At 42.4% G+C, this 11,389-nt stretch carries 5 protein-coding genes; 1 reads left to right on the plus strand and 4 read right to left on the minus strand.

Translation table 11 applies throughout. The features are described from left to right. Positions 1 to 92: 92 nt before the first annotated feature. Positions 93 to 1,718, minus strand: coding sequence for an ABC transporter substrate-binding protein (locus tag BCT34_RS12425; RefSeq protein WP_076656220.1), 1,626 nt, complete (start codon positions 1,716 to 1,718; stop codon positions 93 to 95). A gap of 173 nt (positions 1,719 to 1,891) precedes the next feature. On the opposite strand from BCT34_RS12425, the gene mpaA reads away from it, so the two are divergent. Then, positions 1,892 to 2,608 carry a murein tripeptide amidase MpaA gene (gene mpaA / locus BCT34_RS12430; RefSeq protein ID WP_102300672.1) on the plus strand — a complete coding sequence of 239 codons (717 nt, stop codon included), beginning with the start codon at positions 1,892 to 1,894 and terminating at the stop codon, positions 2,606 to 2,608. 276 nt (positions 2,609 to 2,884) lie between these two features. Here mpaA and BCT34_RS12435 read toward each other — a convergent pair whose 3' ends face one another. The 3 genes from BCT34_RS12435 to BCT34_RS12445 form a co-directional block, all read right to left on the minus strand. Next, positions 2,885 to 4,432 (minus strand): hybrid sensor histidine kinase/response regulator, encoded by a 1,548-nt coding sequence (locus BCT34_RS12435; RefSeq protein ID WP_076651002.1) that lies wholly within the window; start codon positions 4,430 to 4,432, stop codon positions 2,885 to 2,887. A 71-nt stretch (positions 4,433 to 4,503) separates the two neighbouring features. Further along, a complete protein-coding gene (locus BCT34_RS12440; protein WP_076651003.1) occupies positions 4,504 to 5,598 on the minus strand; it encodes a two-component system response regulator in 1,095 nt (364 codons plus the stop codon). Between the two features lie 67 nt (positions 5,599 to 5,665). Beyond that, a complete protein-coding gene (locus BCT34_RS12445; RefSeq protein ID WP_076651004.1) occupies positions 5,666 to 10,825 on the minus strand; it encodes a response regulator in 5,160 nt (1,719 codons plus the stop codon). Between the last annotated feature and the right edge of the window lie 564 nt (positions 10,826 to 11,389).

The raw sequence follows: 11,389 nt of genomic DNA on the forward strand, positions 1-11,389 counted from the left end.
AGAAGATAAAATTACTACCCCCTAGTAACTAAAATCCCCATTCGTTTTGTCAGCGAATGGGGATTTTTCATTTATATAATGTTCAATACTTTTTATTGCTTGATATAAAGATCCTTAGAATAGATGCGCCCTTCCACGTTGTTCTTCGCAAAGCCGCCAACACTTGGTCGCACTAGGCGAGCCTGCATGTAGTAATAGATTGGTGCGATAGGCATATCTTCTGCCAGCAACTGCTCTGCTTGGTCATAGAAACCTTGTCGATCTTGTTCGCTGGTTGCTGCCAATGCGCTGTCCATTGCTGCGTCATACTTGTCGTTATTATAACGAGCAAAGTTACCCGAAGAGCCAGAACGCAACAGGCTCAAGAAGGTCGATGCTTCGTTATAATCACCACACCAAGAGGCACGCATTACATCAAAATCACCTTGGCGACGCGACACCAAGTAAGACTTCCACTCTTGGTTTTCGAGTTCAACTTGTGCGCCTAGGTTACCTTTCAGCATGGAAGCGATAGCCACTGCAATCGACTTATTCGACTCACTGGTGTTGTAGAGCAGTTTGAAATCCAATGGGTTAGACGCATCGTAGCCCGCTTCTTTCAGAAGCTCTTTTGCTTTTTGGTCGCGTTCTTGCTGAGTCCACGTGCTGTATTCAGGTTGTGTCGCATCAAAACCAGCCGTGTACTCATGAGCAAAGGTATAAGCCGGTAGGTTGCCGACCTGAGTGACACCATTAGTGATCACGTCACGCATCATTGAATACGAGACCGCTTTACGGACTCGCGCATCATCGAATGGAGGTCGCGTGGTATTGAATGCGTAGTAGTAAGTACACAGTAGAGGCACTGCGGTAAACGCATCTTGGTATTTAGTTTTAAGCTGCTGCGCCATGTGAGTCGGCACATCAGACGTAATATCGACCTCGCCCACCGCATAACGGTTAATTGAGGCATTCTGATTCTCGAAAGGAATATAAGTCACTTCCGTTAAGTGCGTATCTGAACTGTCCCAATATTTCGGATTCTTCTTAAGCTCAATACGTTCGTTCACCACCCACTCATCTAAAACAAACGCGCCGTTCCCAACAAACTGCTTAGGATCGCTCCACGGTTTGTCGCTACTTTCTAAGGCTGTTTTGTGCACTGGCATCATAGATGTATGACCCGTCATCGCCACAAAGTAAGGCACTTTGCTATCAAGTTCGAACTTCACCGAGTGTTTATCGACAGCTGAGATCCCTAGCTCTTCAATCGGCTTTTTGCCTTCTGCAACATCGGCAATGTTGTTAATTTTAGTGAGTTTGAGGTACCACACATTTGGCGATGCTGTTTTAGGATCGACCGCGCGTCTTATCGCATACACGAAATCATCGGCCGTCACCGGATCGCCATTCGACCATTGCGCGTCTTTACGAAGGTGAAATACAAAGGTCTGGTTGTCTTCGGTTTCCCAAGACTGTGCAACACCCGGAGTAATGTTGCCATCACGGTCTTGAATCACTAAACCTTCAAACAAGTCACGCAGTATGTGCATTTCAGGAAGGCCTTCTGCCTTCGCAGGATCAAGGGTCGCGGCTTCTGCGTCATTGGCGCGAACTAAGTGTTGGTCTTTTGCTAGTGAAACACCAGCAGGTAAGGTTTCAGCAACGGCTGTCACTGCTATAAAAGGGGTCAGTAAAGATGAAATGAGTAAAGCCGTTGAATGTTTTTTAAAATCCATGTTTGTTTGCTCTCCTAGCCTATCTTTGAAGCAAGTAATAAAATTAACAATGTGACGGTTGACGAGTTTTAACGCTATGGTTTATTTAAAGACGTTCATCTAATGGACTTAGTTAATGGTAAATATAGCCAATAGTGAATACTTGATAGTACTTGATCAATCAGGAGATTAAGGTGAGTTTAATTCCAAGAACGGAAAGAGCTGCGTTTTCAGTAAAGCCGCTGTCATATGGAAAATCGGTGCTCGGTGCACCTTTGCTCTATTTCCCCGCGCAAATAGAAAGCGAACCTCGCGGATTGATTTTAGCGGGCACACACGGTGATGAAACCGCGTCTATTGCAGGTTTGTCTTGTGCGCTAAGAAGCCTGCCAGCCGCCAACTTACGTCACGATGTGATCTTGTCGATGAACCCAGACGGCAATCAGCTAGGTACCCGTGCCAACGCTAATCAAGTCGACCTAAACCGAGCCTTTCCAACGCAAAACTGGACAGAAAACGGCACCGTCTATCGCTGGAGTTCTCACACCCCAGTTAGAGATGTGAAAGTGAAAACGGGGCAAGCAAACCAACTTGAACCAGAAGTGCAATCGCTCATCAACCTCATTGAGCAGCGCCAACCTAAATTCGTCATATCTTTCCACGAACCACTCGCAATGGTCGACGACCCCGAACAATCGAAACTTGCCACTTGGCTAGGCAAACAGTTCAACCTACCGCTCGTTGAAGACGTCGACTACGAAACCCCTGGCTCATTCGGCACCTGGTGCCAAGAAAGAGACCTACCGTGTATTACCGTAGAACTGCCCCCAATTTCCGCGGATTTGGCTATCGAGCAGTATTTGGATGCGTTTGTGGCGGTGTTGGGGGGGCGAATGATTAGACAATTCTAAGTTAGGTAATCCAAGAGCCGCTTAGTTTTCAGATACTCATTGCTTTTCCAAACGGACTCTATTATCCAGAAACTCGCAACGAGTTCCGCGAATTCTATACAGGATCACTTTTGAGATACGGGCTTATATCTGTTTTCATGCATAATTGTATGAGTAGGCTCACAATGACCAATTTTCACAGTACGATCGGTACATACTATGCGTTAATGATACTTAGCTCACCTATATAGCGTTTACAGTTAAAGAAGAATCACAATACACTTCCATCAATCCAATCTAGCCTCTTTTTAACGTGACGGTTAAAGTGGTTCCGTCTTTTTTTGTTGAAGAAAAGCTTACATCTCCCCCTTGAGCCAAAGCTGACAACTTAGCGGAATACGTCCCAAGCCCCGTACCCTTTTCCTTACCGTGAGTGATGAATTTATCAAAAAATCGAGCTTGAACTTTTGCAGGGATTACACCTTCATTGTGAATATGAAATACGACATGGTCCTCAACTTGTTCTGAGGTGATTGTAATTTCACTACCCGCTGTCGATGCCTCAATCGCATTGGCGATCAAGTTGTTAAAGAGATTAAAACACAACACTTGATTCCCAAGAAAACTTACTACTTTTGCAATATGGTACCTGATAAATACATTGTTCTTTTTACATTTACCTTTTTGGCCATAGAGGATTTTATTGAAAAACTCTAAAGCGTTGATAGAAAGTAACTCTCGTTCAGTACTATTATTTTCAAGTTGATGAATGATCATTTGCTGATCGATCATATCTTTCATGGTGCAGGCAGACTCGGAAATGAAATCAATCTCCTGCTGTGAGTAAGATTGCTTGTCTTGTAATGAGTCAACAGCCGACATAATGACAGACAGCGGATTTTTGAGATCATGGTGTGTGATACGTTCCATGTCTTCTTTAAGGCGCATATTCTCAATCATCGTATCCAACTGTAAGGCCATTTTCTCTCGCTGCCTCACTTGTTCGATGTGAGTATCGATTCTGGCGCGGGTTATTTCAGGGGAAATTGGCTTAGCGATATAATCTACAGCGCCCATCGATAACCCTTTGATCACATCTTTTGTTTGAGACAATGCAGATATGAAAATAATTGGGATATGTTCAGTTAATGGGTTGTTTTTTAATTTCTCACACACCATTAGCCCATCCATTTCCGGCATCATGATATCTAGCAAAATTAAGTCTGGGAGCGTCTCTTTACTGCATATTTTTAATGCTTTCTCACCCGATAGGCACGCTTGAAGGCTGAAGTCCTTTTTTAGAAGCTCTGTAAGCACCGTGATGTTATTCGGCTCATCGTCCACGATCAGAATGCTGTATTTTGATTTAGCTACTTGTGATTGCTTCTCTTGCGCCGTGTTATGAGCGCTCGGAGTAAGTGCTGTTTTCGGTATAGGGGAGGAAAAGGCACGACCGATCTTCGTTTTCAATGATTTGATATTAAATGGTTTACTTAGGTATTCACTTACACCTGCCAATATTGCAGCTTTCACATCTTCTTGGTTAATGTTCGCAGTCACTATTATGAAAGGTGTATTTGACATCTTGTCTATTCGAACTGCCTCCAATAGTTCAAAACCGTTCATCTTGGGCATGTTCCAATCTGAAATAATCAAATCGATTTGATTATTTTCTACGAGGCTCAACGCTTCTAAACCATCCCTTGCAACAAGTACTCGCGCAAATCCAAGGCTATGAAGCATGCTTTTAATTATTTTTAGCATCGGTTGGTGATCATCCACAACAAGTACGGTCAACGAAGCGTACTGTTCGTTCCTAACATTCTGTACCGCTGGTAAAACCATGTGCCAAATTCCTTTTAATGTAGATACTGATTTATTTAATGCGTATTAGTGGAGGTTGTTAATTTTTACACTTAATCTTCTTGGTCAGAAAACTCTATAGCGACTTGATTGAACCTCTCAGCAACAGCAAGAAAGCACTCAACAAGCAGGGGCTCAAAGTGAGCTCCTTTCCCTTCGGTGATGATGCTGACTGCTTTATCATGGGAGAAGGCCGGCTTATATACACGCTTACTGATCAGGGCATCATAAACGTCAGCTACCGCCATTATCCTTGCTGAAAGGGGAATGTTCTCTCCTGCAAGACCTTCTGGGTAGCCAGAGCCGTCCCATTTCTCTTGATGAGAGTAAGCGATCTCCTTGGCGAAAATAAGGAAGTTATCGGCAGATTCGATGTACTTTTCTGCGGCCTCAAGCGCATCACGACCATACGTGGTATGGCGCTTCATTTCCTCAAACTCTTCATCAGTCAGCTTGCCCGGTTTGAGCAAAATGCTGTCAGCGACTCCAACTTTTCCAATATCGTGCAATGGCGCAGATTTATAGAGTGATGTTATGACATCTGGGGTCAATAGTAGTTTGTACTTTTCGTGCTTGGCTGCTTCTTGTGCCAACACCTTTACATAGCGTTGTGTCCGTCTTATGTGATTGCCGGTTTCTGGATCTCTAGACTCGGCTAACGCACCCATTGCAACCATCGCGACATCCTGTAACTCTGACAGCTGAGAAGTTCGCTCAATCACACGCTCTTCAAGTAATTCATTCTGACGTTCCAGAAAGACTTTAGCGGCTTGCAAAGCCAAATGGTTTTTAACTCGCTCTTTAAGTATGGGCGGGCTAATAGGTTTAGCTATGTAATCGACTGCCCCGAGTGATAGCCCTTTAGTCTCATCATCCTCTTGGGATTTTGCCGTTAGAAATATGATTGGAATATCTTTGGTCTCTGGTTGTGATTTTAAGGTTTCACAAACTTCATACCCATCCATTTCCGGCATCATGATATCTAGCAGAATTAAATCGGGTTTCATCTTGGCAATTATCTTTAGGGCAAGCTTTCCGCTTGTGGCAGCTTGCACTAAGTAATCTTGCGAGAGTACCCCTTTAACAACATCAATATTGGCCAACGTATCATCTACTGCCAAAATAGTTTGCTTGTCTTGTACCGACATTTATCACTCCAAATTTGTCTTGCGAGTTGCAATTCCTTTTGCTCCCATTTTGAAGGAGCTCGTCTTTTTACTTAGAATGCAAGGCGATCAGTTTATCGATCTGTTCTTCTCCGAGATCGAAGTCGTACTGGTTGACGGCTTCTCTTATCTCTTCCAATGCTTCATAGGTAGCAGAGGCCAATTCAAACTCCAACAGGTTGTCGACAGCATCAACAACCGTTGAGTCAAAATTATCAATCTGGGCCTTAATCTCAATGAGGAGAGCGAGAAGTGTCGAATTATCAAGTTCGGGCTTTGCGCTCTGCTGATGGTGCTCCTCAATGTCGTTCTGCGTATGTTGGTCGTGTTGAATGGTGGAAATCATCTGAGTAAGCATCACCTCACATTGTTCAAAAAGATCCTCTAAAACATCAGGTGTAATCTCTGTACCGTTTTCTATTCTTTCATTAAAGAGAAGCTCAAGCTTTTCAGCTGGTGGCACAACGAACTCAACCCCTAATGTTGCCGCCACCCCTTTCAACGTGTGCGCACTCAATACCGCGCTTTGGTAGTCTTCTTTATCAATCGCGCTACGCATGCGAACTACAGCATCAGCCTCCGTGACTGCAACTTTCGACAGGGCCTCACGATAGGTTTTCACTCTTCCGCCCATTCTCGCAAGTGCGGCTTCGACATTAAATTCAGGTAAGTTAAGGGCAGATTCATGGCTCCCTTCTAAAGCGTCCTTGTTAACCACAAGAACCTTCCCGGTAGGCGTTACCCACTGAGTCAATGTGTTGTACACATCCTGAGGGTTAATAGGTTTAGGTAGGTGGTCATTCATGCCTGCTGCCAGACATTTTTCCTTGTCGCCACTCATAGCATTTGCTGTCATAGCAATAATAGGTAGGTCACGATTCTTTCCGTTTTCTCGAATTAATCGAGTGGCTGTATACCCATCCATAACTGGCATTTGGATATCCATTAATACAGCGTCGAACTCTTTATTCTCAATAAGTTCGACAGCTATCTTGCCATTATTTGCAACGGTAACGGTTAAGCCAGCAAGCTCAAGGAGCTCAAGAGCTATTTGTTGGTTAATCTCGTTATCTTCCACTAATAGAATTTCTGCGCCAACAATAGTCTGTGTCAGCGAAGTATCTAAATTTGGGCTCCTTGATTGCGCCTCAGCGGTTCGCTCCCCACCCATTACACGCTGAATAGTGTCGAGTAAAGTCGAGGCGCTTACTGGCTTGGTTATTGAGGACGCAAGATTGATGTGTTTCGCCTCTTTTAGCATCTCATCGCGGTCGTATGCGGTCACCATGACAAATTTAGGCGGGGTCGATAAACTATCGTCATCAAGGATATGTTCACCTAACTCGATACCGTTCATGTTCGGCATTTTCCAATCAGAAAGCACGAGGCGATATGGTTGGCCGTTTTGTTCAGCACTGGCTAATTTACTCAGAGCTTCATCTCCAGATATCGCTAAATCTGGCTTAAACCCCAAGCTCTCAGCGATATTAAACAGAATTTCTCTTGCCGCTAAGCTGTCATCAACGATTAGAACAGGCAAACCAGATAAGTTGGTCGGCTGAGGTGCGCTCACTAATTTCTCTTTAGCCACCCCGAAAGTAGCGGTAAAGTAAAATTGACTTCCTTTTCCAGCGATACTCTCAACCCATATTTCACCCTGCATTAATTCAGTTAGTTTTTTACAGATTGTTAAGCCCAACCCGGTACCACCGTACTTTCGCGTCGTAGATGCGTCGGCTTGGCTAAATGACTTGAACAAGCGGCTTATCTGCTCTTCATTCATACCAATCCCAGTGTCACTAACTGAAAACTCAATGGTGATGTTACGGTCGTTTTGAGCTAACTTTCTGGCTTTGATTATAACTTCACCTTGATCGGTGAATTTGATGGAGTTATTCGCTAGGTTGATAAGGATTTGACCTAACCGTAATGAATCGCCAACTAAGTTGAGAGGCAATTCAGGGTCAATATCAACCAGTAGCTCTAACGATTTCTTCTGGCTCTTATGGGAGGTTATCTGCACTAAGTGGTCGACAGTATCTTCTAAATTAAAGACTACTGCTTCTAGATCTAACTTGCCTGCTTCTATTTTTGAAAAATCCAAGATGTCGTTGATTATCCCGAGTAGAGAATCGGCCGAGCTGTATATTTTATTGATATAGTCGGCTTGTTTTCTGGTTAAGTCTGTTTGTAAGGCGAGGTAGCTCATACCAATGATCGCATTCATTGGGGTACGAATCTCATGACTCATATTTGCAAGGAAATCACTCTTGGCTCTTGTCGCTTCATCCGCTATTTTAACCGCTATCTCGAGCTGTCGTGAATTCTCCTTTTCTTTACTAATATCAATGAAATTACCCACCATCCCAGCTGGTTTGTTATCGCTATCAGTAAAGCCAGAAACCCAATAAAGGGTGTCATGTATCTCACCATCAGAGAAAGGAATTTTCATCTCTCTTTTGATAGTTTTTTGTTCAGCGATAACAGATTCATCTTCCGCTTGATAAGCGAGTCTGTCTTCTTCAGGTAGGTATGTTAGTTCTGTAACCTTTAGACCAACAAGATCCTCAGATTTCACGCCGAATGTATTTTCATAGGCAGTGTTAAACCCTTGAAATCTTGAGTCAGCATCTTTGTAAAAAAGTGGAATAGGTACAGAATCGATCAATTTTTGTTGAAAAATCGTCCGCTCAGAGATTAAATATTCAAGCTCTTCATGGGAACGCATCAGCGCTTTCGTTGCTCTGCTGCCAATTTGCAAAGTAAATAATGTTCCCCCAAAAATGAGAACAAGAGCAGTGAGTAAAATAGTCCAAATGGTGTAACGAAAAATACTAACAACTTCATAAGCTTCATCTAGGTCAATTTCGGCTGCGATACCCATGTTAAGAGTGTTATCCCAAAACCAACTACCCACAACGTCTACACCACGATAATCTCGGTAACCCGTAAAGTTAGAACCTGTCCTCCCATTTGAGATTTGATTTGCCATATATGTCAGTGACCAGTCAGAATCCTGCTCGACCTTTTTATTTCCAGCTAACAAGTTTTTTCCAGGATCTCTAATCTGAACATTCAACGATGCTCTTTCATTCGGCTTAAGAATACCAACCGTTCTTAAATCATTTTCAAATCGGATATTCGACAATAAAGTACCCGATTTATCAATGGCATATGTTTCACCACTCCTACCAACAAAGCCAGCATTCAGGATCGATGAGAAAACGCCTTCAAGATTTACACGCCTCGTAATTACAGCAATAACCTCACCTTGTTCATTTAAGACGGGGGCAGCAAAAAACATGGTAGAAGGTCTTTTCTTTGCTTGGTTTATGTTGTTTTCATGCAGTAATACATCTGAGCGCATAGGAGGTAAGAACATGCTTTCACCGAGAAAAACCCTCTCAAGTAGATCTGGTCGTAGCTTATTGATGAAGTTTTCTGTCCCTATGTTGGAGTCACGACGCGAAGCTAGGCTAATTCTATCTGGAGAGATAACAAAAAAACCGATACTTTCAGAATCTGATTCTCTCGATTTAAAGAACTGACGAATTTTGGTTTGGTAATCGCTGTTCAATAAAGATTTAGTATCATTGGGTTCTTTTAAGATGCCCTGTATCAGACTTGTAAGTTCTTTATTCTGACCAAAGCGAGCAAGACTATTTAGTTCAAATTTTATCCAATTATGTAAGCGATGCTGAGTAGTCGATAGAAGAGTATTGATGTTATATTGGGTTGAGGCTATATGTTTATCTTCTGCATAACGCTCCGCATAAAAAGCCGCTGTAATAAGTAGAATAGACAATATACCTAGGCCGGTTATAACCGACTTTTTGAAATAAACAGAGTTAAACACTTGGGCTAGGTCGCTTTCCGATTTTTTCAAAACTAACGACGTCATTACTGTACCAATAACGAATAGTAAGATTCCCGAGAGTAGACCAAATCCGATGATATAGTCTAAATTTGAGGTTTCAGTGGTGCTTTTCTCTGACTCCAACCAGTTGTTATTTGAGCTCATTAGATCCTTAGTTTCTAATGAATCAAGCCCCTTTTGTAGGATATTATGGAGTAGTGGTTCATTTTTAGTACTGTACATGTGCAAGGATGGTGGGAAGATAACGTCTTCATCTATTACTCGAAGATCTGAAATGTTATTCGACCCTATATAATGGTCCATTGAAACTTGTGCATCCAATAAAGCCTCGACCTCTCCTGACCTTACTTTGCTTACAGACTCTTCAAGGTTCGATGTCTCAACGATTTCTAGGTTTGGGTAAAGTGCTCTCACCTTTTCTAGCGTCGTGTAGCCGCTGACAACTGCCACTCTGGCTTTAGAAAGGCTAGCGTTGGAATTAAGGTGGGTATTGCTGTCTTTTACATAAAACAGTTCTCTCACCATAAAGTAAGGAGAAGTGAAGTACCCATAGTCCTTTCGATCTTCCATGAAGTAGGCATCAGGGAGGAGATCTATCTTTCTGGCTTTGAATTTATCTAAAAGAACTCCCCAGTCATCCAAAATATACTCTGTTTTTAACCCAGACTTATCAATGATTTCATTAAGTATCTCACCACTCAAACCAGCCGGTGTCCTATCATCATTCATTAACAGGATAGGTGGCCAATGTTCAATACCAACACGCACTGTATTATTTTCAACCCACTCTTGCTCTTCTTTGGTTAAATTCAATGGGTTTGAGTTAATTGTACTCTTTTCGAAATGAACGGAGGCTAAGTCCAAGTAGACATTTAAGAGGTTTGAGAACTTTTCTTTTAAATCGTTGTAATTACCGCCAGACACGATAGCAATAGCGTCATCTCGGTTGTTATTCGTCGCCGCTTTAATCGCTTCAGTTTCCAGATCAATAAGGGCCTGATTAATATCGATTAACTGACTTACAACACCAGAGTTCCCCTCAATGTGAGTTGTCAGCAACTGATAAATTAATTTGTCGATCTGCGGTTCGTAGGTTTCGTAACGGTCTAGCCATTTTCTATCGCCAGAGAAAATAAAATTGATAATTGAAGAGGTCATTACCTCATCAAAATACCGCAGCTCTATCACGAGTGCATTGATTTCATCTGCAGAGTAACTTGTGAAAGCTTCACGGCTTTCATTCGACGAAATGGACTGCTGCCCCACGCTAGCTGGGCTAAACGACATTGTCAAAAACAATGAGATGATAAAAAAATTACAAACAAATTTCATGACTAATCCATTACTCGAGAAATTAATAATTACAGTTAGGCAGGATAGTGTACTGCTCCCAGTCATCATATAATAAACATTTAATGTCGCATACATAAGATGTGACATTAATGAAGCTATCAAGGCTGTATTTTGGTATCCGCACTATGAACCCACGGGGCGATATTGCTAACAATATATTCTGTGATGGCGGTCAGTGAAATCACAAGACAAGGGCTTTTGAAGAGTTAACGCTTATTAACATTAATCATTGGGGCAAGATTGGTGTCTTTGTGAATCAAAAAGTCATGGACACCCCATTCTCACAATGGCTGATTGAGGTTATTCAAGAGGAGATCGAAGCTCTCTACTAAATGAATATAATCGGGTCAGAGTCAATCTAGTGTAATTGGATCAGTCCTTTTCAATACTTTTGTTTTCATAGTTCGATTAGTTGGTCTGATACTCTAACTAGCCTATTTGACTTAAATTGATAACTCTAAGTATGGCAAACATACTGCATCCAACAAATGAGAAATGATTATCCTAAACAGTTTTGGGGCAGAATGTATGGTACGCCCCATT

Source organism: Vibrio sp. 10N.261.45.E2, from assembly GCF_002875705.1.
Taxonomy (GTDB): Bacteria; Pseudomonadota; Gammaproteobacteria; order Enterobacterales; family Vibrionaceae; genus Vibrio.

Coding starts and splice junctions, on each gene's coding strand:
- BCT34_RS12425 (WP_076656220.1), bottom strand. CDS start 1,718: ATGGATTTTAAAAAACATTCAACGGCTTTACTCATTTCATCTTTACTG.
- BCT34_RS12435 (WP_076651002.1), bottom strand. CDS start 4,432: ATGGTTTTACCAGCGGTACAGAATGTTAGGAACGAACAGTACGCTTCG.
- BCT34_RS12440 (WP_076651003.1), bottom strand. CDS start 5,598: ATGTCGGTACAAGACAAGCAAACTATTTTGGCAGTAGATGATACGTTG.
- BCT34_RS12445 (WP_076651004.1), bottom strand. CDS start 10,825: ATGAAATTTGTTTGTAATTTTTTTATCATCTCATTGTTTTTGACAATG.